The 22135-nt window shown below is 60.1% G+C and carries 30 protein-coding genes; 28 read left to right on the top strand and 2 right to left on the bottom strand.

Annotation, left to right across the window (positions count from 1 at the left end):
- Window positions 1-3: 3 nt before the first annotated feature.
- The 8 genes from WKF55_07380 to WKF55_07345 all read left to right on the top strand — a co-directional run bounded on the left by WKF55_07380 (window position 4) and on the right by WKF55_07345 (window position 9737).
- Window positions 4-1293, top strand: coding sequence for a lipopolysaccharide biosynthesis protein (locus WKF55_07380; GenBank protein MEJ7759401.1), 1290 nt, complete (start codon window positions 4-6; stop codon window positions 1291-1293).
- A 14-nt stretch (window positions 1294-1307) separates the two neighbouring features.
- On the top strand, window positions 1308-2405 hold the full coding sequence (locus WKF55_07375) for an NAD-dependent epimerase/dehydratase family protein (protein MEJ7759400.1): 1098 nt from the start codon (window positions 1308-1310) through the stop codon (window positions 2403-2405).
- A complete protein-coding gene (locus tag WKF55_07370) occupies window positions 2398-3345 on the top strand; it encodes an alpha-1,2-fucosyltransferase (protein ID MEJ7759399.1) in 948 nt (315 codons plus the stop codon). Before WKF55_07375 ends, WKF55_07370 begins: the two co-directional genes overlap by 8 nt.
- A 1232-nt stretch (window positions 3346-4577) precedes the next feature.
- Window positions 4578-5252 carry a class I SAM-dependent methyltransferase gene (locus WKF55_07365; GenBank protein MEJ7759398.1) on the top strand — a complete coding sequence of 225 codons (675 nt, stop codon included), beginning with the start codon at window positions 4578-4580 and terminating at the stop codon, window positions 5250-5252.
- Between the two features lie 5 nt (window positions 5253-5257).
- The gene (locus WKF55_07360; GenBank protein MEJ7759397.1) at window positions 5258-6265 is read left to right on the top strand and encodes a glycosyltransferase family 2 protein; all 1008 of its coding nucleotides are present in this window, start codon (window positions 5258-5260) and stop codon (window positions 6263-6265) included.
- Between the two features lie 786 nt (window positions 6266-7051).
- On the top strand, window positions 7052-8632 hold the full coding sequence (locus WKF55_07355; protein ID MEJ7759396.1) for a hypothetical protein: 1581 nt from the start codon (window positions 7052-7054) through the stop codon (window positions 8630-8632).
- A gap of 327 nt (window positions 8633-8959) precedes the next feature.
- Window positions 8960-9226 (top strand): type II toxin-antitoxin system prevent-host-death family antitoxin, encoded by a 267-nt coding sequence (locus tag WKF55_07350; GenBank protein ID MEJ7759395.1) that lies wholly within the window; start codon window positions 8960-8962, stop codon window positions 9224-9226.
- 52 nt (window positions 9227-9278) lie between these two features.
- On the top strand, window positions 9279-9737 hold the full coding sequence (locus WKF55_07345; protein ID MEJ7759394.1) for a type II toxin-antitoxin system VapC family toxin: 459 nt from the start codon (window positions 9279-9281) through the stop codon (window positions 9735-9737).
- A 208-nt stretch (window positions 9738-9945) separates the two neighbouring features.
- Here WKF55_07345 and WKF55_07340 read toward each other — a convergent pair whose 3' ends face one another.
- Both WKF55_07340 and WKF55_07335 read right to left on the bottom strand, forming a co-directional pair.
- Window positions 9946-10440, bottom strand: coding sequence for a hypothetical protein (locus WKF55_07340; GenBank protein MEJ7759393.1), 495 nt, complete (start codon window positions 10438-10440; stop codon window positions 9946-9948).
- Window positions 10441-10549: 109 nt separating this feature from the next.
- Entirely contained in the window at window positions 10550-11212 is a 663-nt protein-coding gene (locus WKF55_07335; GenBank protein ID MEJ7759392.1) for a hypothetical protein, read from the bottom strand.
- Between the two features lie 195 nt (window positions 11213-11407).
- Here WKF55_07335 and WKF55_07330 point away from each other — a divergent pair, with 195 nt between their 5' ends.
- The 20 genes from WKF55_07330 to WKF55_07235 all read left to right on the top strand — a co-directional run.
- Window positions 11408-12340, top strand: coding sequence for a GntR family transcriptional regulator (locus tag WKF55_07330; GenBank protein ID MEJ7759391.1), 933 nt, complete (start codon window positions 11408-11410; stop codon window positions 12338-12340).
- Between the two features lie 538 nt (window positions 12341-12878).
- Window positions 12879-13187: a 30S ribosomal protein S10 gene (gene rpsJ / locus WKF55_07325; GenBank protein MEJ7759390.1), complete on the top strand. Its 309-nt coding sequence runs from the start codon at window positions 12879-12881 to the stop codon at window positions 13185-13187.
- 6 nt (window positions 13188-13193) lie between these two features.
- The gene (gene rplC, locus WKF55_07320; protein ID MEJ7759389.1) at window positions 13194-13880 is read left to right on the top strand and encodes a 50S ribosomal protein L3; all 687 of its coding nucleotides are present in this window, start codon (window positions 13194-13196) and stop codon (window positions 13878-13880) included.
- Between the two features lie 22 nt (window positions 13881-13902).
- Entirely contained in the window at window positions 13903-14856 is a 954-nt protein-coding gene (rplD, locus tag WKF55_07315) for a 50S ribosomal protein L4 (protein ID MEJ7759388.1), read from the top strand.
- A gap of 3 nt (window positions 14857-14859) precedes the next feature.
- The gene (gene rplW, locus WKF55_07310; protein MEJ7759387.1) at window positions 14860-15147 is read left to right on the top strand and encodes a 50S ribosomal protein L23; all 288 of its coding nucleotides are present in this window, start codon (window positions 14860-14862) and stop codon (window positions 15145-15147) included.
- A 3-nt stretch (window positions 15148-15150) separates the two neighbouring features.
- A complete protein-coding gene (gene rplB, locus WKF55_07305; protein ID MEJ7759386.1) occupies window positions 15151-15981 on the top strand; it encodes a 50S ribosomal protein L2 in 831 nt (276 codons plus the stop codon).
- Between the two features lie 22 nt (window positions 15982-16003).
- Window positions 16004-16312 (top strand): 30S ribosomal protein S19, encoded by a 309-nt coding sequence (rpsS, locus tag WKF55_07300; GenBank protein ID MEJ7759385.1) that lies wholly within the window; start codon window positions 16004-16006, stop codon window positions 16310-16312.
- 182 nt (window positions 16313-16494) lie between these two features.
- Window positions 16495-16854 (top strand): 50S ribosomal protein L22, encoded by a 360-nt coding sequence (rplV, locus tag WKF55_07295; GenBank protein ID MEJ7759384.1) that lies wholly within the window; start codon window positions 16495-16497, stop codon window positions 16852-16854.
- A complete protein-coding gene (gene rpsC, locus WKF55_07290; protein MEJ7759383.1) occupies window positions 16854-17516 on the top strand; it encodes a 30S ribosomal protein S3 in 663 nt (220 codons plus the stop codon). The genes rplV and rpsC overlap by 1 nt, the downstream gene beginning before the upstream one ends.
- A gap of 12 nt (window positions 17517-17528) precedes the next feature.
- The gene (gene rplP, locus WKF55_07285) at window positions 17529-17957 is read left to right on the top strand and encodes a 50S ribosomal protein L16 (protein MEJ7759382.1); all 429 of its coding nucleotides are present in this window, start codon (window positions 17529-17531) and stop codon (window positions 17955-17957) included.
- Window positions 17947-18255 carry a 50S ribosomal protein L29 gene (rpmC, locus tag WKF55_07280; protein MEJ7759381.1) on the top strand — a complete coding sequence of 103 codons (309 nt, stop codon included), beginning with the start codon at window positions 17947-17949 and terminating at the stop codon, window positions 18253-18255. The genes rplP and rpmC overlap by 11 nt, the downstream gene beginning before the upstream one ends.
- Window positions 18248-18532, top strand: coding sequence for a 30S ribosomal protein S17 (gene rpsQ / locus WKF55_07275; GenBank protein ID MEJ7759380.1), 285 nt, complete (start codon window positions 18248-18250; stop codon window positions 18530-18532). The genes rpmC and rpsQ overlap by 8 nt, the downstream gene beginning before the upstream one ends.
- A 41-nt stretch (window positions 18533-18573) precedes the next feature.
- Window positions 18574-18942 (top strand): 50S ribosomal protein L14, encoded by a 369-nt coding sequence (gene rplN / locus WKF55_07270; protein ID MEJ7759379.1) that lies wholly within the window; start codon window positions 18574-18576, stop codon window positions 18940-18942.
- Between the two features lies 1 nt (window position 18943).
- Window positions 18944-19342 carry a 50S ribosomal protein L24 gene (gene rplX, locus WKF55_07265; protein ID MEJ7759378.1) on the top strand — a complete coding sequence of 133 codons (399 nt, stop codon included), beginning with the start codon at window positions 18944-18946 and terminating at the stop codon, window positions 19340-19342.
- A gap of 200 nt (window positions 19343-19542) precedes the next feature.
- Window positions 19543-20115: a 50S ribosomal protein L5 gene (gene rplE / locus WKF55_07260; GenBank protein MEJ7759377.1), complete on the top strand. Its 573-nt coding sequence runs from the start codon at window positions 19543-19545 to the stop codon at window positions 20113-20115.
- 34 nt (window positions 20116-20149) lie between these two features.
- Entirely contained in the window at window positions 20150-20335 is a 186-nt protein-coding gene (locus WKF55_07255) for a type Z 30S ribosomal protein S14 (GenBank protein MEJ7759376.1), read from the top strand.
- Window positions 20336-20482: 147 nt separating this feature from the next.
- Entirely contained in the window at window positions 20483-20884 is a 402-nt protein-coding gene (rpsH, locus tag WKF55_07250; GenBank protein ID MEJ7759375.1) for a 30S ribosomal protein S8, read from the top strand.
- 16 nt (window positions 20885-20900) lie between these two features.
- Window positions 20901-21440, top strand: coding sequence for a 50S ribosomal protein L6 (gene rplF, locus WKF55_07245; protein ID MEJ7759374.1), 540 nt, complete (start codon window positions 20901-20903; stop codon window positions 21438-21440).
- 8 nt (window positions 21441-21448) lie between these two features.
- Window positions 21449-21796, top strand: a complete 348-nt coding sequence (gene rplR, locus WKF55_07240) for a 50S ribosomal protein L18 (GenBank protein MEJ7759373.1) — start codon at window positions 21449-21451, stop codon at window positions 21794-21796.
- Between the two features lie 103 nt (window positions 21797-21899).
- On the top strand, window positions 21900-22135 hold a 236-nt coding region (locus tag WKF55_07235; protein MEJ7759372.1), incomplete at its 3' end, for a hypothetical protein.

Here is a 22135-nt window from a genome sequence, read left to right as displayed (position 1 = left end):
CCCTTGCGAACCGAGCGGGTCCGGCGTCTCTCGAGAGAGGGCGTCTGGATCCTACTAGGCCAGGTACTGGCCGTCGCCGGTCTGCTGGTTGGCGTGCGCCTGACTACCGAAATGCTCGATGCCGGCGAATACGGCGAGCTGGCACTCGGGATGACTCTGGCCATCCTGATCAACCAGATTGTTCTCGGACCTCTGCTCAACGGGGTGACCCGGTTCTACACACCGGCGGCCGAGCAAGGCGAGCTGCGAGGTTATCTGCGCGCCGTCCGCCGTCTTTTCTCGGAGTCAGCAGGGATCATTGCGCTGGTAGCCGTCCTGACATTCGCGGGGCTGCTGATCACGGGCCGGGCGCAGTGGATCGCCCTCGCGGCGGCGGCGTTCGTCTTCGCGATGCTCAGCGGATACAGCTCCATTCTGAACGCCGTTCAGAATGCCGCTCGGCGGCGTTCCATCGTAGCGCTTCATCAGGGGGCTGAGTCATGGGCTCGTTTCGGCGCGGCAGCAGTTTTGATGCTGTCGGTGGGGGCCACGAGTTCCGCGGCGATGGCCGGCTATGCGATGGGAAGCGCTCTCGTGCTGTGCTCGCAGTACCTGTTCCTTCGCAAGATCAACCAGGGAGATCAAGGCAGTGTGGACGCATCCGCGCGCGCCTGGCGGCGGAGTATGTGGGAGTATTCCTGGCCTTTCTCGGCCTATGGAATGTTCACATGGGCTCAGCTGGCTTCAGATCGATGGGCGCTGGAGCTTTTTTCGACCACCGGAGACGTGGGATTGTACGCCGTACTCTTTCAGCTTGGTACCTACCCGGTTGCGATGGCCACCACGATGGCGATGCAGCTGTTCATTCCCATATTGTACCAGCGAGCGGGGGATGGCACAGACAGGCGCCGAAATGCTGGCGTGAACAGGCTCAGCTGGCGCCTTGGCTGGATGGCGCTGGGCGTGACCGGCGTCGCCTTTCTGCTATCTCTTGTACTGCACGGGTTGATCTTTCGGATTTTCGTAGCGCCCGAATATCGGTCGGTGTCGCATCTGCTCCCCTGGATGATGCTTGCTGGAGGAGCATTTGCGGCCGGACAGGCCATTTCCTTTGACCTGATGAGCCAGATGAAAACCCGCAAGTTGATCCCGGTCAAGGTCGTCACCGGCATGCTTGGTATCGCTGCGAACTTCGCCGGTGCATATTGGTATGGGGTCGCCGGTGTCGTCGGCGCCGCAATCGTTTTCTCCATATCCTATCTTGTGTGGATGGCGGCGCTTTCGAAACATGAGGCTGGAGGAGAACGCAGGTAGGTGCCGGCAAATTCATGCAGAGCCGGCGAATTGACCTTCGACGGAGACCCGAGAACCTGATACAGAAAACGCTGGTCACGGGCGCCAATGGTCTCATTGGAAGCGAGGTGGTTTCTCATTTCGCGTTCGAAGGACACGATGTTCACGGCCTCGATAATAACATGCGGGCGGACTTCTTCGGTCCGCAGGGAGACACTCGCTGGAATCAGGCGCGCCTTCTCCGCCAGTACCGAAATTACCGGCACCACGAAATCGACTTGAGAAACCGGGAAACGGTCGTCGCCCTGTTGCGGATGTTGCGACCAGAGCTTGTTGTACACTGCGCTGCTCAGCCAAGCCACGACCTCGCAGCCTCGCGGCCCTTCGACGATTTCGACGTGAATGCCGTCGGAACTCTAAACCTGCTTGAGGCAACCCGGAGACACGCGCCAGAGGCAGTGTTTGTCCACATGTCGACCAACAAGGTTTACGGCGACGCCCCCAATGAGATCGATCTTGTCGAGCTCGAGAAGCGGTGGGACTACGCAGATCCCGCCTACGCAAAGGGAATTCCCGAAACCTTCCGCATCGACCGATCGAAGCATTCGCTTTTCGGTGCCTCGAAGGTAGCCGCCGATGTCATGGTTCAGGAGTACGGTCGTTATTTCGGAATGCAGACCTGCTGTCTTCGCGGCGGTTGCCTGACTGGTCCGAGTCACTCAGGCGTCGAGCTGCACGGTTTCCTCAGCTATCTGGTCAAAGTCAATCTCGAAGAAAAGCTATACCGGGTCTTTGGGTACAAGGGCAAACAGGTTCGCGATAATATCCACTCTCACGATGTCGCCACGTTCATCGCCGCATTTGCGGCGAACCCCCGCAGCGGCGAGGTTTACAATCTCGGTGGAGGACGCCGGAATTCATGCTCGATTCTGGAAGCGTTCGACATGGTGGAGCTCCTGACCGACAAGAAAATGATCTACGAATACGTCGAGAAAAATCGCGAGGGAGACCACATCTGTTACATATCCGATCTCGGAAAGATGAAAAATCATTATCCCGGCTGGGATATCACGATCACTCTTGAAAGAATCTTCGAGGACATCGTGGAGGGCTGGTACGGACGCCATGCGTAAGCCACGCAAGATAGTCGTCAGGCTCAAGGGAGGGCTGGGTAACCAGATGTTCCAGTATGCGGCCGCTTTTGCCGTGGCCGCAAGAAATGGCATGGAGCTGGTGGTCGACACGAGGACCGGGTTCGCCAGGGACCGGTTGTATCGGCGGAGTTTTTCCCTGGACAAGTTCAACGTCAGTGATCGCCACGCGTCATTCTATGAGCAAATGCCTTTCTGGCTGGAGGCGATCGCCGACCGGTTTATTCCTCGAGCACGAGATTTCTCCGGGAACCGGCCATGGGGTCTGCACATCGTCGAGAAGCAATTCCAGATTTACCCGGAACTAATATCGCGGAGATACGATCGCAGCATCTGGCTCGATGGGGGCTGGCAAACCGAGAAATACTTCGAAGAGATGGGTGAGCCGGTCGCGGACAGGTTCAGGATCCCCGAACCCCGGGAAGAGAAATTCGTCGCGCTCGTCAGTGAGATAAGGCAGCGAAACGCGATCGCGATAGGGATTCGTCTTTACGAGGAAGCACCGCCGGGCGCGCACGACGCGGCACCCTTCTCGTTCTACGAACAGGCGGCGCGCAGGGTCGCAAATGATGTCGAGAACCCGGTGTTCTATCTGTTCTGCACGATGCGCGAGCCGATAGACGGCAAACTCGACCTTCCCGGTGATATCCGTTACGTCACGCACGACGACGGCTACACCGGGGAGCTCAACAGGCTTTGGTTGCTGACCCGATTCCGGTGCCACGTTATCTCGAATAGCTCGTTCTACTGGTGGGGCGCTTGGCTGGCCGAAAAGACGCTGCCGGAAGTAAGAGTCTGGGCGGCTGATCTCTTCCCGAATCCGGAAACGATTCCCGAGCGGTGGGAGCAGTTGGAGGTCTTGGGTCCGAAAACAGTTCAGGAGAGGTGCCGCTCCCCGAGCTCGGTGCAGGAGGCCCGATGAGTTTCGCCCAACAACGCCTCATTCGCTCATGCCGCTTCGACAGGTTCAGCATGCAGGCCACCGAGCGGCGTAGCTTGGACTAGACCGGATTCAGCATGAACCGGCGAAGCTTGGACTAGACCGGATTCAGTATGAACCGGCGAAGCTGGGTTCTAGCGTACGCATGCGCAGTGGAGATGGGAACTTGGAGCTGGTTCAAGGGGTCGCTGGAGCTCTCGACTATGGCAAATCCAACTGGTGTGGGGCAGGAAGCCTCCTCCCCAAGAAGCTTCATCAGACAGGTGCGGAAAGTGAAGTCCAAGGAAGTTTACCCCGCGACTGTTCGCCCTGATTCCCTCACACCGAGTCTCAAACACAGTCTGTTCGCGCTATGTGGATCGCTTCAACGGCGACAATGAGACGGATCCGGAAGTGAACGGAGAGTACTTGTTTGTGCGCAGCGAGTTGCCGAAGCTGAACCGGGGGATCGTATTCGACGCGGGGGCAACGTTGGAAACTGGGCGAGGTTCGCGCTGGGCATCAATCCACGCATCAATCTCCACTGTTTCGAGCCGAGCAGGGCGACCTACGCGAGGCTGGCCCAGCGACACTGGCCGGAAGATGTGCGGCTGAACAATGTTGGCCTGGGAGATGCCGAGGGCGTACTGGACCTAAATGTTGTAGAATTGGAATCAGGAATGAATTCCGTGTATCTACGGCGGGGGGTGGAGGGGGTCGAAAACCGCTCGATCGAGAGAATTAACGCTACCACGATCGACGCATACTGCCGGCGCAATGCGGTGCCCCGGATCGACCTCCTCAAGGTTGTCGTCGAGGGGCACGAATGGTTGTATTCGAAGGCGCGGGCGAGGTGCTGGCCAGGGCGCGTGTAGGCAGAATACAGTTCGAATACGGGGGTTGCATCTGGATGCACGCGTGAGCCTAAGGGATATTTGGGAATTGCAGGAACAGCATGGAATCGCCATGTCAAAACTGTATCCCAAAGGCCCCGTCATGGAGAAATACAGACAGAGTCTAGATACGTTCAAATACTCCAACTGGCTCGCCGTTCGCAGGAATGAATCCGTTGATGCCGCCGGATCGCGTTGACACGGCGTAGATTCCACACGGGCTCGCCGACAATGATAACTGCCGCTGGAGACCCTGCGTGACACGTGTTGCCCCGCGGTGCATCGGGGGGTTCTTACGTTGGCTGATCGAACGAACTGATACCCACAACGACCCATTGGCTCATGCTGCTTCGAGGTGTTCAGCGCGCTTTCAAGGATCTCGCCTTTCGGACTCCAGCGGCGCGGTTTCTCATGCCCCGTTACCACTACAATTTCCGACCCGCCCAGCTCGGGTTTCTGGTATCCATGCTCGACGAGGTAAGGTCCGTAGACGGCGCGGTGGTTGAAGTAGGGTGTTTCGCCTGCGCCACGACGATCTATCTACGAGAACATCTCGCGGACCTCGGCAGGCGCAGGCGCTATGTCGCGATCGACACGTTCGACGGGTTCCTCGCGGCCGACGTCGGCCACGAGATCCGCGTGCGCGCGCCGGTCATCGAGCGCCGAAGCCTGGACTACACGGGATTTAGCATGAATCGCCGAAGCTGGGTCGAGCGTTCACTCGCGCTCAGCGGACACGGGGACGTGGAGTTGGTTCAAGGGGACGCTGGGGCTCTCGACTATGGCCAGTTCGCGCCGATCGCATTTGCGCTGATCGACGTAGACCTATACCGACCCGTGTCGCGGGCGTTGAACTCGATCGCGCAGTTCATGACGCCGGGTAGTAGGATCGTCGTCGACGACTGCCATCCGGACAACGTCTTTGACGGCGCCCTTCAGGCGTACACTGAATGGTGCGGAGAGAACTACCGGCAGCCGGAGATAGTGCACGAAAAACTCGGCGTAATCCGCTTTTAAACCTCATGAGCCCTCGAAGCAACAGGCTTACGGCCATTATGGCCTGCTACAACTCATCCGAATACCTCGACGAAGCCATCAGCAGCGTGCGGGGCCAGACGCTGCGAGATCTGGAGCTGATCGTCATAGATGATTGCTCTTCCGACGACACACTTGAGATCGCCAGACGGCACGCGGCAGCAGATGGCCGCGTTGTCGTGATATCGCTCCCGGTTAATTCGGGTCCGGCGGCAGCGCGAAACGCAGGAATCCGGGCGGCTTGCGGAAAGTGGCTGGGTATTCTGGATTCGGACGACGTCGCCATCGCCACCCGGTTCGAGGAACAGCTGGCACTCGCAGAATCTGGGAACGACGTGGTGATGATAGGCGCCGGCTTCATCTCCATGGACAGTCGTGGCGAGATGATAAAGCAGCATAGCTATCCCACAAATCATCGGGCGCTCGTGCGTCGCCTGCATGCGCTACAGCCTTTCCTGCCTCATTCGTCGATGATATACCGCCGGGACGCAGTGGCGCGGGTCCGGGGGTTCAACGCGAGATTCGTCCAGTCGGAAGACTACGACCTGTGGCTGCGCCTTTCGGAGGTTGGAAGGCTTGGAGCGTTGACTAAGCCGCTCGTAAAATGCAGAAAGCATGGGAAGAACATTTCCAACATCGACGGAGGAGATCTTCAGACCCGGTACGGCATCGTCGCGGTGACCTGTCACTTTCTTCGGCGACATGGATTCACTGACCCTTCCACGAGCGACGATGTAACGGCCTGGCGCGAGTTTATGAAATGGCTGGACGAACGACTGCTCGAGGAGCGGGCATATGAAAGAAGTCGAGCGTGGATTGATGCTCGCGCGGAATTCTTTGGCACTGAACATAGATTGGCGGGCGCGGTAAAATCGGGTGTGCGTCTTCTCCGGTCGGGGCACGTCACGTCCCTCGTAGCCCATAGGCTGTTCGGCTCTTCGCTGCCGAAGCTGCTCGCGCGGCAATGGATGACGCGGTCATGTGCGGCATCCTAGGAATCGCTTCGCGGACACCGATTCCCGAGATCTTCTTCCAATCCTGGCGCGGCCGCTCGATGAGCCGATTGTGAATTCGTTGATGATTCCCACCTATTTGGTCAGCCGGCTCGTCCACGAGCACTGCACCGAATTTGCCCTTGGGAAGCTTCCATCGCGGCTCAACGCCACTGCCAATAGTCGCAAAGTCCAGGCTAAGCTTCCACGTTGAATTAACCGAACTTCTGCGCTGCCCCGAAACAGGGCAACAGCTCCTTCGGGAGCAGGCAAAGTACCGCGACGGACGCATCCATACAGGATGGCTTGCCTCGGCGGATCGACGGCATCACTGTCCAGCGCGGGACTTCGTTCCACGGTTCGTCGTGGCGTCGAACTATACGGACAGCTTCGGAATGGTGTGGAACAAATTCCCGCACACCCAGCTGGACAGCCACTGGGGGCACCCGATTTCCGCGAATCGGTTCTGGACGGCAACGGACTGGACTTCACGCGACATCGCCGGAAAATGGGTGCTTGACGCTGGGTGCGGCGCTGGCCGGTTCGGCAGACACCAGCCTCCCTTAGTCGGTCAGTGCCCCGGTCGGGATGAGGAGAGGGTCACCCGGGTCTAATAACATACGTTAATTACATTAGCTGGCGAGCGGTGTTGCAGCAGGATGGGACAGTCGTCCGTCATGTAGTACAAGAGACTTGCAGCACTGCTCCGCCGCCCCGAGAGGAGCCGCGGCCACGGGGATGGCGTTGCGTGAAGGCTACGTTTGTGATATACTCTTCCGCACTCACGCCATGGGAACAAACCACCAGTCTCTCGCGCAACAGGCGCTCGAACTCGACGTACTGTCGTCGGCGATCAGGCATGACCTCACGAAATGCGAGGTATGCGCTGACTATCAGCAGGAATACGTCGCGTTTGCGCGCGAAGCGCTCCCGGAGCTTGCGCGCGCCTACCTGAAGGTCGCTGAGCAGGCTGATGAAGCGCTCGAAAAGGCGACGGCGCGACGCGAGTTCCTCACTGAGCTGCATCACGAGACCGACTCGCTGCACCGCGAGCTCGCCAGCCGCAACGCAAGGATCGAGGAGCTGCAGCAGGAGCTTGCCGCCCACGCGAAGTTCGCGGTGGAACTGCGGTCTGAAGTTGCCGCCCACGAGTCCAGGCTCGAGGAACTGCGGCGCGAGGAGTTGCGGCCCGACTCGGAGGCGCGAAAGAGCGAGGCCAATGCGCTCGAACAGCAGCATCAGGCTCACGAGGCCCGTCTTGAGGAGTTGCAACGGGCTTCGAGCGCCCTGAAGGCCACGCGCGATGCAATTCAGCGCAAGATGAACGAGCAGACATTCATCGCTCTTCTGCTGCAGAAAGAGTTGGTCGACCGCACAGTGGAGATCGATGATCTCAAAAAGGAACTAGAGGTTCGTGGATCCCGGATAAGCGAGCTCGAGAGTGACTTACGTGCCCGCGATGTAGAGGTCGAAGCGCTGAAGCAGGAGTTGGCTGAACGCGTTCTCCGGATTGAGGAATTGCAGCGTGCCTCCAGCACCTGGGAAGCCGAGAGCGAAGCGATTCAGCGGAGGTTGAACGAGCAGACACCACTGGCTCAGGCGCTTCAGACAGAGCTGGATGCTCGCACCGCGGAGATCGATGCGTTGACGCGGGAGAGCGAGGTTCGCGCCGCGGGTTTCGACGTGTTGAAGCGGGAGAGCGAGGTTCGCGCCGCAGAGTTCGATGCGTTGAAGCGGGAGAGCGATATTCACGCTGCAGAGGCCGGCGGGCTGAAGCAGGAGTTGGCTGAACGCGTTCTCCGGATTGAGGAATTGCAGCGTGCCTCCAGCACCTGGGAAGCCGAGAGCGAAGCAATTCAGCGGAGGTTGAACGAGCAGACACCAGTCGCTCAGGCGCTTCAGACAGAAGAGTTGCATCTCGCCTTGCGGGCGCGCGACGCTGACAACGAGGCGCTGAAGTGGGAACTGAACGCGGGTCTGCAAAGAATGGCCGAGCTGGAGGAAGACATGCAGCGAATCTCACGGGCCCGCGAGATCGAGACCGATGCATTGCGTACGGAGCTCGACACCGGCAAGGCGAGAATTGATGAACTGCAGCAGGAGCTGCTCCAGAGCTCTAGCGCCCGAGAGGCGGAAATGGAGACGCTCCGGCGCGATCTTGACTCCCGGGTGCCCGTCACCGAAGCGCTGAAACGAGAGTTGAATGCTCAATCGGCTCGCATCGAGGAGCTGGAACAGAGTGGGGACGCCGGTGCCTCGCGGATCGAGGAATTACAGAGGGAGCTGGAGCGGCAGCCCTTGCGGCAGCCCTTGCGGCAACCCTTGCGGCAACCCGAGCGGCAGCCATCCAGAAGGGGCTGGCTCCGCTAGCCTGAGATCCACCAGTCGGAGTTCAGCCGACCTCCGCGCGTTCACAAGTCAAAAGTTCTACCTCTTAGTGCCGCCGCGGGACGTGAGGCGGGCAGGGCAGCGGTTACCGAGGGCGCGCTACTTCGAAGATTCCGCGGCCGACGCCGCCACCGGAGCTAGAGCCCGCGATGCCGCTTTTGTTACGCACCTCACCGCCGAATCGCCGTTGTTGACGGTTGACAGCAAAACAGAGGCTCGCGTAACTTCAACCGGGCAAATATGACTATGATGTCATGACCATAGACATCCAGGGTTTCCGTGAGCCAGAAGCGCCAAACCAAGCCGAAAGTGACCCGCAAGCCCCAGACGCCGACAATAGCCGCGGGTGAGTTCAAGGCCATATGTCTCGAATTGATGGACAAGGTCAAGGAGCGTCACGCTGAGTACATCGTCACCAAGCGGGGCAAGCCGGTTGCAAAGCTCGGCCCGGTCGACTCCGTGTCGCCGAGCCCATTCGGTTTCCTGCGTGGGACGGTCCTCGACTCACGTGACATTGTGAAGCCGGACTTCGAGGCATGGACCGAGTCGGTGTCCGATCCGCTGGCCGCTGGCTGAGACCGGAGTCACCGCGAAAACAAGGGACACCCGCGGGAAACCCCGTGGCGATATGGTGTGGCGACCGGCCGCCCGGCCTGACTACGATGGTCCACTTCTGCTCGACACCCACATGTGGGTGTGGATGCTCGAAGGCAACATCGGCCGAATGTCACCGAAATCGGTCGCCCTCATGGAACGGGCCGCTGCATCCAGACAGCTTTACGTCTCCGACATATCCTTTTGGGAAGTGGCCGTGAAGGCCGCGAAGGGGAAACTATTGCTATCGCTCGATCCGGCGATATGGCTTCGCCAGGCTGAGAACGCGCCAGGCGTCAGCTATCTGCCGACTGATCGGACGATTCTGATTCTCAGCGCGCAGCTGCAAGGCGAGCTCCACGGTGATCCCGCTGACAGGATACTGATTTCGTCAGCGCAGTTACACGGGATTCCGCTTGTGACGGTGGATGCTCTGATGGTCGGATACGCCCGCTCCCGGAACGGCGTTCCGGTGTGCGACGCTCGCAAATAGAGTTTCGCAGTAGCCGCGATACCGGGGGGGGGAATGAGACAGGATCGCCCCACTCGGCCACGAAGGGTCTTCGGCGCGCTGATCGAATCGTATGAACGAATCGAACATGAGCGGCGCCATCGGACTGACGTTCTGAGGCGCAGAAGTGAGAGTCCCTGGTGAGTCATCGTGAGGCCTTGATCGGGCCTCGCCGATGATCCGGCGCGATTCAGGATACCGTACCCGGTACATTCGTACCGACTCGCCGTGGATTCTCTACCGCACCGTACATACCGCCGACGACCGCTCCATAAAGCAGGTGCTCGACAACGAACAACGCGGTGAACACCGCTCCCATGTTCATGAGGAATGCTCCAGGAGCTGGCATTTGCTCGGGAATCATTGGATGCACGGCCGGAATCATCCCCATCACCATTCCGGCGATGACGATGTGCACCAAAGCGAACGCCAGCCCGATCCCAACGCCGGCGCGATGAGTTACACGCTCGAATCCCCATGCGTAAATGAGTGCGATCAGAACCGATAGCACCATATGCATTACGAAACCCGCGAGCCACGCGGCACCGCCGGGCGGGCTCACGACCATGGTGCCGAGCATCATTTCAGCGTTCAGATCCATGCCGAGCTGTCGTGCTGTCCAGGCGAGCGCCGTCATCACGAGACCGCCGATCGCGCCGGCGAGGATAGCTCTTCCGGTTTTCATGCTTCCTCCTCGAATGTGAAAAAATACCGACACCTGCGTGACTGGGTTCACCGAGCGTCGGCGCCTCCGCGAGCAGTTCAGTCAAGTCCAGCGGCTGTCGGGTTTCGTCTCACATACTGTGCGGTTTGTCCGGATCTGCTGCACCTGGTTCCGCCTGGAACCGCAGGCCGTTGACATAGGGACTCGAGCGGTCGCCCCCCTTGAATGCCATCGCTGTTTTCGCGTAGAAGGCCCGTGCGTCGGCCACGGTCCGCTGCCCAGTGATGATATCGTGCGCGAGGTTGAGAGCCAGGAAGTTCATCGGCTCGAGATCGCACTGTGCCGACATCTCCCCTCGTGTGCGGTGTACCCAGACGCTGCCATCGTATTCGTGGAGTTGATTCACCTTGCCCGACGGCACTGTGTGTCTCACCGTCTGGGTTAGATAGTCCATGTGCGGCATCGGAAAGTTGTGAGGCACGGCATCGCGAAGTACCATGGTGCTCGTAAAGGGACCCGTGCCATGCCAGACGACCATGCGATCGGCAATCACGGCCGGCTGTCCGTATTTTGTCGTCATCATCGTGATTGTCTCGCGCTGCTTCTCCGGCCACGATGAGAGCATATTGGCCATGCCATTGACGCCTCCGCCGGAACCGCCTTGTGTTCCCGATGCACATCCTGCCATCGCGATGATCGAAGCAAAAAACATCGGACGAGTCAAGCGTCGAGTCTGAATCGTGAGCATGTGGCCTCCTTTGAAGTGGGTGCTGGCGAAGTCTGGGGTACCCATGGTGTCGCAGCGGCGCGCGAATGGGGGAACCCTGCAACGCATTTGCAAGTGACGGGCCATTCTGGTGATGTAGAAGTGTATCAGATTGGGATGAATTAGCGGATCTGGTGATGTAACGAGGGGTGAGCGATATCGCCCCTGCAAGCTATTTACACTTTGAAACGCAGTGCCCACCAAGCGGAGAGGTATGACTTGATGGATCAACGCAGAGAGATCACCGATGTGCTTCGACAGCGGATCGTAAGCGGGCTTCATCTGGGCATATTGAGCCCTGGAGACCGCTTTGCGAGTACGCGTGACATCGCCGAGGAGTTTGGGGTCGCGCCACGAACCGCGATGGCGGCCTACCGCACCCTCGAAACCGAAGGCCTTATAGAGCGCCGGGAGCGGTCCGGAATCTACATTGCGGCCGCGCGGGTGCCTGAAGGTGCGATGCTCACGCAGCTCGCCGGCTGGTTGGTCGAGGTGCTCGTGGAGGCACGTGGCCGCGAGATCCCGCCGATTGGGTTTCCGGAGCGCGTCCGCCGGTGCCTCGAAACTCTCCGCATGCGGGCCGCATGTATTACCGGAAATCATGACCAATATCACGAACTGTATTCGGAGCTCAGAGAGGACTACGGTATCGAGAGCGACTCGATCGACGCGGAAACCTTAGAGGGCCGGGCAGCTCAGACAACGCTGACGCGAACAGACCTGATCGTCGCCACGTCCCTGCACGCGACGCTTGCGCAACAACTCGGAGCCAAGTGGCGAAAGCCGGTCGTGGTCACGCGGCTGCGGAGGGATATCATGAGCAATCTCACCCAGAGCCTCAAAAAGGGGCCGGTCTACTTCCTGGCTACCGATCCGAGATTCGGCGAAGCCCTCCACACCATTTTTGCTCCCGCGGGACTCGAGAAGAATGTCCGTCTCGTGATTGTGGGGGCCGGACTGCCCACCGTTCCGGAAGGGGCCCCGGTGATGGTCATGCGAAGCGCGGTAGCCAGTATCGCCGGGACAGCGCTTGCCGGGCGCGCTACGGTGAATCAGAGGGTTTTTTCGTCGGAGACGGCACGCGAGCTGCTGACCGTAGTTGTCAGGGCCAACATGGCGGCTCTGATGGGCCGACTCAACGACCCGGCCGGTTGAGGGTGGCTGGGCAGGACAACTCAACAGTTAGCGGTGGATTGTCCAACAGCATCTGTTAAGACAAGGCAGTGAATTCAGGGCGCGTGGATCGATCGCTCCATTAAAGCCCGGAGTGCAATCGGCAAGCGTCGGGGCCGAGTTCGGATCTCAAAGAGGGACTTCGTACTGAGAATTCATGGCCTGTTATGGGTTCTCAGTTCACTGTCAATACCGGCCGCTACGAACCGCTGCGGATTACTCCGGACTACATACAGCCAGATTGATGGGTGACACTTCTAACGGCGTATGACTATTGACACCCCGTCCATTGACTCCCATCCGAAGCCGAGTAAATTGATAAGGCTACACCACAACTCAACGCCGGAAGCTACGAACACCGGCGCGCCTCGAGTCCCCATCCGCGTTCCAGTTGCGGGTGCACCCGGCGGCAGCGGATGGATACCGGCCCTTTATAGGGCGCCAGGTCCAGCCGCGTTTTTGTTGAATGTGGCCAGAGCAAGCGCCATCACGCAGTGAAGCTATCCCGAGGTCAATCCACATGGCAGGCAGAATTCGCATCCGTCTCAAGGCGTTCGATCACGCAGTGATCGACCAGGCGTCAGCAGACATCGTCCGTACGGCGGAAAAGACGGGTGCTCAGGTATCGGGGCCCATTCCGCTCCCGACGAAGACAAAGCGCTGGACGGTGCTGCGCTCCCCGCACGTGGACAAGAAATCCCGCGAGCAGTTCGAGCTCAAGACGCACAAACGGCTCATCGACATTCTCGACAGCCGCGCTGCGACAGTCGATGCGCTCACCAAGCTGGATCTCCCGGCTGGCGTCGACGTCGAAATCAAGGTCGAGTAGAGAACGATGATTGGCATAATTGGAAAGAAGGTCGGGATGACCCAGATCTTCAACGCACTCGGCCAGCAGATCCCGTGCACGGTCGTCGAAGCGCCGCCCAACCCGGTCACCAAGGTGATCGAGAAGGAGAAGGCGGGCTTCGCCTCAGTCGAGCTGGGTTATGGCGAGCAGCGCCTGGCGCGCGAGTCGAAGAAAAACGAGCGCACTCCACGCGGCCGCAGGGCGAACAAGGCTGAAGTGGGTCACGCCGCGAAGGCTGGTCTCACCACCGCGCCGCGTGTGCTCCGCAGCTTCCGGATCGACGACGGCCCGGGCGGCAAGAATGCAGAAATTCCCACGTACGCACTTGGCGACAAGGTGACGGTCGAAATCTTTGCGATCGGCGACGAGGTGAAGGTCACCGGTACTTCAAAGGGCCGCGGATTTCAGGGCGTGGTGAAGCGCTGGGGCATGCACGGTGGGCCAAATACCCACGGTAACACCAAGCACCGCCGGCCGGGTTCCATCGGCGCGGGCACGAATCCGTCACGAGTCATCAAGGGCAAGCACATGCCCGGTCACTACGGCGATCACCGCCACACGCAGATGAACCTCCGCATCGAGAAGATCGACACCGAACGGAATCTGATCTACATCCGCGGCTCGATCGCCGGCCCCACCAACGGCATCGTTCTCGTGAAGAAGCAGGGTTAGAGGAATGGCCGAGAATACTTCAATGAATGCAGCCTCATACGATTCCGCGGGTGGTGCGCGCGATGCGTTCGCACTGCCCGGCGATCTGTTCGACGGTACGATCAACATGCCGGTGATGCACCAGGCGGTCAAAGCGTACCTCGCGAACCAGCGCCAAGGCAACGCTTCGACCAAGACCCGCGGTTTCGTGATCGGTGGCAATGCCAAGCCCTGGAAGCAAAAGGGCACCGGTCGTGCGCGACAGGGTTCAATCCGCGCGCCGCAGTGGGTTGGCGGTGGCACCGTGTTCGGCCCGACGCCGCGCAGCTACGCGCAATCGGTCCCGCGCAAAGTCAGAGCACTTGCCCGGAAGAGCGCGTTCAATGCCCGCGCTCGCGAGAACGCGGTCATCGTCATCGACGCATTCGATTACAAGTCTCCCAAGACCTCCCAGCTGCTCGGCCTGCTGAACACGCTCGGCGTCGGGGACAGGAAAGTCCTCATCCTGACCGATGGAGTGAATCCGAACGTCTACATGAGCGGGCGGAACCTGCCCCGCACTCACGTGCTCCCGTACTCGGATGTGTCGACATATCACCTGCTTTGGTCGGACGTGGTGATCGTCGAGTCTGGAGCGTTTGGGGCGGGTGTTACGGACACCGAGACCACCGAGACCACCGAGGAAGCTCAAGGGGAAAGAGCAGACAAGGCGGAAATAGCGGTAAAGGCGGAACCGGCGCGAAAGAAGTCTGCAAAGCGCACGAGAGCGGCAAAGAAGGTCACGAAATCCGCGACCAAGACTACTACGGCCGCGAAGAAAACTGCGCGGACCGCAAAGAAGGCGACCAGGACGGCGCGAAAGGCAACCCGGAAGGCGGTGGCGAAGACTGTCGGCCGCAAGACGGCTGCGAAGAAAACCGCGGCCAAGAAGAAGCCAGCTACGAAACGCGTCGCAAAGAAAACCACGAAGCGCGTGGCCAAGAAGAAGGGGAGGTAGACAGTGAGCTCACTTTATCGCACGGTCGTCCGCCCGATCGTCACCGAGCAGTCATCGGTGGCGTACCAGGAGCGCGGCGAATACACGTTCCGCGTCGCCAGTGACTCGACGAAGACGTCCATCAGGACTGCTATCGAGCAGCTGTTCGGCGTGAAAGTCACCGGTGTCTGGACATCCAACCAGCGTGGCAAAGCTCGCAAGGTTGGCAAGTCCGCCGGTCGGCGGCCGCATTGGAAGAAGGCCATCGTCAAGCTTCGCGACGGTGATTCCATCGACATCTTCGAGGGTTAGGTCATGGGAGTTCGTCAGTTCAAGCCAGTGACCAAGAGCTCGCGTTTCCGCAGCGTTTCGGATTTCGCCGAGATTACGCGCACGACGTCTGAGAAGTCGCTTACCGCGCCTCTCAAGAAATCGGGCGGACGCGACAATCATGGTCACATCGCGATGCGCCGCATCGGCGGCGGTCACAAGCGCCAGTACCGCATCATCGACTTCAAGCGCAACAAGCACGGCATGCAGGCGACGGTGGAGCACATCGAGTACGATCCAAACCGCTCGGCGCGGATTGCGCTCGTGGTCTACGAGGATGGTGACAAGCGTTACGTGCTGCATCCGAAAGGTCTTTCGGTTGGGGACAAGATTGTCTCGGGCTCCGGGGTTGACACACGGCTGGGCAATGCGCTTCCGCTTCGTGAAGTACCGCTGGGTACCGACGTGCACAACGTCGAGCTGAAGCCGGGCAAGGGCGGCCAGGTCGCACGATCCGCGGGGACGTCGGTCGAGGTCGTCGCCAAGGAAGGCGATTACGTCACGGTTCGCATGCGCTCGACCGAAATGCGTCTCATCCACGGCAGCTGCCTCGCGACTATCGGTGTCGTCGGCAACTCCGAGCACGAGTTGCTCTCGCACGGAAAAGCCGGCAAAAGCCGGTGGCTTGGCAAGCGCCCGAAGGTTCGCGGTGAAGTCATGAACCCGGTCGATCACCCGCACGGTGGACGTACGCGCGGTGGACGCAACGTCGTGGACAAGTGGGGGAATAAGGAAGGCGTGAAGACGCGCAACAAGAAGAAGCCGTCAGAGCGTCTCATCGTACGCGGCCGCAAGCGCGGCAAAGCGACGAAGTAGCCACAAACAACGGATATCGTAAATGGCGAGAAGCGTTAAAAAGGGGCCGTTCATTCAGGACGCGCTGCTGAAAAAAGTCGACACGATGAACTCGAACAACGCGAAGCGGGTGATCAAGACCTGGGCGCGATCGAGCACCATCATCCCTGACTTCGTCGGCCACACCTTCGCGGTGCATAACGGCAACAAGTTCATTCCAGTGTACGTCACGGAGAACATGGTCGGCCACAAGCTTGGCGAGTTTTCGCCGACGCGGTTGTTTCGTGGCCATACCGGATCGAAGGCCACCGACAAGAAGGCTGGCGGCGTGCCGAACAAGGGCGGGAAGTAGCGATGGCGGCGCGTAAGCAGGGAGGCAGGAAGGGAACTGGGGGCGCGGAGAAGAAAGCGAGCACCGGAAAATCCGCCGCCCGCAAGACCGCGGCTAAGCAGTCGACAGCCGGAGCGACGGGCGCCCGGAAAACGACGACGAAGAAGACGGGCGCTCGCAAGGTGGCGAAGTCCGCTCCTGTAATGGCCGATGTCCGCGCAATTCAGCGTGGCACACGCCAGTCGCCGTACAAGATGCGTCTCGTGATCGATCAGATTCGCGGCAAGAACGTGAATGAGGCACTTGGCCTTCTCAAGTTCTCCAAGAAGCACGCTGCGGTTCAGATCGCAAAGACGCTGAACAGCGCGGTCGCAAATGCCGAGTACAAGGCGCGTGAAGCGAATGAGTCACTGGACGTCGATACGCTTTTCATCAAGCACGCGATTGTAAACGAAGGTCCGAAGATCAAGCGGTTCATGCCCGCGGCCCAGGGGCGCGCAACTCCAATTCAGAAGCGCACGAGCCACATCCACATTGTCGTCGGCGCGAAGGAAGGCAAGTAATGGGACAGAAGACACATCCGATCGGCTTCCGTCTTGGAATATCCAAGACGTGGCGCTCCACATGGTACGCGAACAACCGTGACTTTCCAGCGCTGCTGCGCGAGGACGAGCTGCTTCGCAACTATCTCAAGCAGCGTCTTGGGCATGCTGCGATCGCGGACATCCGCATCGAGCGGAAGCCGGGCAAGGTCGTCGTCACGATTCACACCGGACGTCCGGGCGTCGTCATCGGTAAGAAGGGCACCGAAGTCGATCAGCTTCGCGACGAGCTGGCGCAGATCAGTGGCAAGGAAGTCGGTATCAATGTCGAAGAGATAAAGCGTCCGGAGCTCGACGCGCAGCTGGTGGCGGACAACATCGCCAATCAGCTTGCGCAGCGCATCTCGTTCCGCCGAGCCATGAAGCGCGCGGTGCAGAGCACCATGCGAATGGGCGCCGGTGGAATCAAGATCAAGTGCGGCGGACGTCTGGGTGGCGCTGAAATCGCGCGAACCGAGGGTTACCACGAAGGGCGCGTGCCTTTGCACACGCTTCGGGCCGACATCGATTACGCGACATCCACGGCGAAGACCACCTTCGGCACCATTGGAGTGAAGGTCTGGATCTTCAAGGGCGAGATTGTCGAAGACCGTCGCGGCAAGACCTACTCGACCGGCGTCTAGGAGAACGAAGCGATGCTGAGTCCGAAGAGAGTGAAGTTCCGAAAGATGTTCAAGGGGCGCATGAAGGGCCTTGCGACGCGCGGCTCGACCGTGGCGTTCGGCGCGTACGGCCTGCAGGCACTCGAGCCAGGATGGATTTCCAACCGTCAGATCGAAGCGGCTCGTGTGGCTCTTACGCGCCACATCAAGCGTGGCGGAAAAGTGTGGATCAGGATTTTCCCCGACAAGCCGATCACCAAAAAGCCTGCCGAGACGCGCATGGGCAAGGGTAAGGGATCACCTGAGGGTTGGGTGGCGGTGGTGAAGCCCGGCCGTGTGATGTTCGAGCTCGAAGGCGTGACGCCCGAGATAGCGAAGAAGGCGATGGCGCTCGCCGGTGCCAAGCTCGGCGTGAAAACGAAGTTCGTGGCTCGTGAGGAGGCGCATACAGATGCTGAGTAAGGATATTCGCGAGATGGGCGAGGCGGACATTCTCGCCCGCATCTCTGAAATGGAAGAGGAACGGTTTCGTCTCAAGTTTCGCGCGGGAACGGAGACTCTCGAAGATCCGCTTCGGCTGCGTGTAATTCGAAAGAACGTCGCGCGGCTCAAGACGGTGTTGCGTGAGAAGATCATCGGAATCAGGGAAGCCGGCACATCGGCATCGCTTCCGAAGGCGAGGGGCGCAAAGACGCGCCGCATCCGCCGCGCCAGGACTGCTGGTACTCGCACGAGCAAGAGGGCAGGGAAGAATGGCTGAGACACAGCAGAACACGACGGCTGCAGCACGCTCCGCGCGCAAGACGCGGATCGGTCTCGTGGTCAGCGACAAGATGGAGAAGACCGTTGTCGTCTCGATCGAGCGCCGGGTTCAACACCCGGTATACGGCAAGATGGTGCGGCGGACGAAACGGCTGAAGGCGCACGACGAGCAGAACGATGCGAAGACCGGCGACACGGTTCGGATCATGGAGACCCGTCCGATGTCCAAAGACAAGCGGTGGCGCGTCGTCGAAATCGTCGAGCGGGCCAGATAGCCGTTCGATTCAACTGACGCTCAAAGAACCCAGGATTTGCAATGATTCAACAGGAATCGGTGGTCAAGGTCGCGGATAATTCGGGTGCCAAGACGGCGCTCGTCATCCGTGTGCTTGGCGGCACCCGAAGACGGTATGCGGGATTGGGCGATATCGTTATCGTCGCCGTGAAGAACGCCCTGCCGAACGGAACGGTGAAGAAGTCGGAGGTTGCGCGCGGCGTTGTCGTCCGTACGGCGAAGGAAACCCGCCGCAAGGACGGCTCCTATATCCGCTTCGACGAGAACGCCATTGTCATCATCAATGAAGCAGGTGAGCCGCGTGCCACCCGCATTTTCGGACCAGTGGCGCGCGAGCTACGCGAGAAGAAGTACATGAAGATCGTGTCGCTTGCGCCAGAGGTGATCTAGCATGAGAGATCTGAAGCACAGAAAGACAGCGGGCAAGCGCAGCCGCGTCCGCCACGGTATCAACGCCGAGCGGGTGAAGATGCATGTGTCGAAGAACGATACGGTGCGGGTGATGCGCGGAGACGACAAGGGCAGGGATGGCAAGGTGCTGCGCACTTATCCCAAGACCGGCCGCGTGCTCGTCGAGGGCATCAATATCGTGAAGAAGCACCGCAAGGCTCGCGGGCCTGAGGATCAGAGCGGGATCATCGAGGCACCGGCACCGGTGCACTCGTCGAATCTGATGCTGATCGACGCGAAGACCGGGGAGCCGACGCGCACCAAGGCTCGAATTGACACCGATGGTACGAAAGAACGTGTCGGCGTGCGTACGGGGGAGCCTATCCCCCGGACACGCTGACCGGAGAGGAATAAATGGCGACTAAAGACAGCAAGGGCGCTAAAGGCGCGAAGGGCGGGAAGGATTCCAAGGCTGGCGGGAAGGGCGGGGCCAAGGGCGGAGGCGCGCCCAAGGAAGCGCAGCAGAGCAAGACCGCGAAGGCCGCGGCGAAGAAACGCGAGGAGTACACGCAGCCCGAGCACACGGGCGCTGGACTTCCCATTCCTGCGCCGCGCCTCAAAAAATACTATCAGGATACCATTCGTCCGCGCCTCATGGAGCAGCTGGGCCTCAAGAACATCCATCAAATTCCGACGGTCGAGAAGATCGTGGTCAACTGTGGTGTCGGCGAAGCAATCAAGAATCCCAAAGTTCTCGACAAGGTTGTAGAGGAGCTGGCGATCATAACCGGGCAGCGTCCGGTTCGCCGGAAGGCGAAGAAGTCGATCGCCAACTACGGGCTACGCGAGGGTCAGGAAATCGGCGCGGCGGTTACGCTGAGAGGCGCCCGGATGTGGGAGTTCATGGATCGTTTCATCACTGTCGCGATTCCACGCATTCGTGATTTTCGGGGCATCAATACGCGGTCGTTCGACGGTCGGGGCAACTACAGCCTTGGTGTAAAGGAGCAGATGATTTTTCCCGAGATCAACTACGACATGGTCGATCAGGTTCACGGAATGGACATCACCTTCGTCACCACGACGAGCAAGGACGATCAGGCCCTCGCTTTGTTGCGCGAGCTGGGCATGCCTTTCAAGGGCGATGAAAAGCCCGTGATCGTGCAGGCCTGATGCGCAGCACACACTTCAGCAGAGAGAATATCTGATGGCACGCAAAGCCATGGTGGAGAAGAGCAAGCGCAAGCCGAAGTTCATGGCGCGCCAGCACAATCGGTGCGGACGCTGTGGGCGAGCGCGCGCGTTTTTGAGAACTTTCGGCGTATGCAGAATCTGCTTTCGCGAGCTGGCACTTTCGGGACTGATCCCGGGCGTGCGCAAGGCGAGTTGGTAAACAATCACTTTCTGATTGTCTGGGGCGGGTTGACCGAGGACTGCGGACTAATAGCAGGTGCGGACTGCGGACTGCGGAATGCGGACTGACTGCGAACTGCGGACTGGTTAACGGTAACAGAAACGTCAGAACGAGGACACGAATTACATGAGCATGACAGATCCGATAGCCGACATGTTGACACGCATCCGCAATGCCCAGGGGGCAAAGCACCGCCGTGTAGATATGCCGGGTTCGAAAATGAAAGTCGAGATTGCCAAGATCCTGAAGGAGAACCACTTCATTCAGGATTACAGAACCCTCGAGGAAGAGACGGGGCGGAAGACGTTGCGCGTGGTACTCAAGTACGCGCAGGGTGGTCAGCCGGTTATCCGCCAGCTTCAGCGCGTGTCGACGCCGGGACTCCGCAAGTATGTCGGAGTTGGCGAGATTCCGCGGGTGCGGAACGGGCTTGGCATGGCGATTCTCAGCACTTCGCAGGGCCTGATGTCGGACCGCCAGGCGCGCCAGAAGCGCACCGGTGGCGAGATCCTCGCTCTCGTCTGGTAATAAGGGAGCCCATATAATGTCAAGAATTGGAAAAAATCCGATCGATGTTCCGTCCGGCGTCACGATTACGCTCGACGGTAACAGGGTCACTGTAAAGGGGCCGCGCGGCGAGTTGTCGCGTACGATCCCCGGCGACATGAAGGTCACCCATGAAGATGGCAAGCTCACGGTTGCACGCCCGTCTGACGAAGCGCGCCACAAGTCCCTTCATGGCCTCAGCCGTACGCTGATCGCCAACATGGTGGAAGGTGTGACGAAGGGTTTCGTCAAACAACTCGACATCGTTGGCGTTGGCTACAAGGCAGAAACCCGCCCGTACGGATTGCAGCTCGCCCTCGGCTTCTCGCATGCTGTCGAGTACAAGGCTCCGCAGGGAATCACCCTCAAGGCCCCGTTGCCGACGCAGATCCTGGTCGAGGGTGCAAACAAGGAAATCGTTGGGCAGGTGGCCGCCGAGCTTCGCAGTCTCCGCCCACCCGAGCCCTACAAGGGCAAGGGCATCAAGTACGCAGGCGAGCAGATTCGGCGTAAGGCCGGAAAGGCCGGAGGCAAGTAATGGGCAAGATGGCAATTCCGCGCACCCGGTCGGGCTTGCGCACGCGCCGCCACTTCCGGGTTCGGAAGAAGGTGAACGGCACGGGCGAGCGGCCGCGGCTGGTGATCTATCGTTCGCTCAAGCACATCTACGCGCAGCTCGTGGACGATGTGTCGATGCGGACGCTGATGACGGTTTCAGATACAGGATTGGAAGGAAGGAGAACAGAGAAGTCCGCCGAAGTCGGCAAGCGTATCGCCCAGAAGGCGAAGGATGCCGGCATCACGATGGTCGTTTTCGACCGTGGCGGTTACAAGTATCACGGCCGCGTGAAAGCAGTGGCCGACGGAGCCCGCGAAGGCGGGCTGGAGTTTTAGGCAATGGCTGAAGAGAATCAGGAAGGATCAGCGCCAGCAGGCGACGAGCGTCCAGCTGGTGCGCCGGCTGCGCGCAGTGGTCCCGGCCGGAGCGCGCGCAGCGGTGGCGGCGCTGGCGGTCCTGGCGGCCGCGGCGGACGTGGCGGCGGCGGGCGCGGTGGTCCCGGCGGCCCCGGTGGCGGTCGCGGTGGCCCAGGCGGTGGTCGAGGTGGCCCCGGCGGTCCTGGCGGCGGGCCTGGTGGTGGTGGCCGCGATGGCGGCGGCGGACCTGGTCGCTCGCGTGATGGGGGCCGAGGTGCGCCAGGCGGACGTGACGGCGGCCGTGGAGAGGGCGGCAGC

The sequence above is a fragment of the Gemmatimonadaceae bacterium genome (assembly GCA_037721215.1).
GTDB lineage: Bacteria > Gemmatimonadota > Gemmatimonadetes > Gemmatimonadales > Gemmatimonadaceae > UBA4720.
The sequence above is the reverse complement of the archived record's forward strand: the minus strand, read 5'-3'. Positions and strand labels throughout refer to the sequence as shown.